1 pseudogene is annotated in these 390 nt (G+C 64.4%); it reads left to right on the forward strand.

Annotated elements, in window-relative coordinates:
- Positions 1 to 308 (forward strand): annotated as a pseudogene (locus tag SB660_RS19160) (hypothetical protein); the annotation flags it as partial.
- Positions 309 to 390 lie beyond the last annotated feature (82 nt).

Consider the following 390-nt stretch of genomic DNA (forward strand, 5'->3'; position numbering starts at 1 on the left):
TCAATAAGAAGAGCAAACACGTCGACGCGGCGCGGAAGTTCGTCGACTTCGTGAATGAGCCGGAGAATCTCGCCGCGCTCGCCGCAGGCTACAACGTCATCCCTCGCGACGGTGCCGCGCCCGCAGGGCTCGAGGCGATGTCGGCAGCGTTCGAGGAGCAGCCGACGGGAATCTTCCCGAATCAGCTGTGGAAGTCGCCGACGGGCGTCGACTCGTACATGGCAGCGGTCCAACAGTTGTTCTCCGGGCAGAACACCGTGGACGGCGTGCTCGAGGCAATGGACCAGAACTACGAGCCGCTGGACTGAGCCGCCAGACGCAGCGGGCGGGCCGCTCATTGCGGCCCGCCCTCCCACGAAAGAAGATGATGCAGTTCTCTGACACGCGCCT

The sequence above is a fragment of the Bacillus sp. SIMBA_005 genome, from assembly GCF_046535585.1.
GTDB classification, from domain to species: Bacteria; Bacillota; Bacilli; order Bacillales; family Bacillaceae; genus Bacillus; species Bacillus pumilus.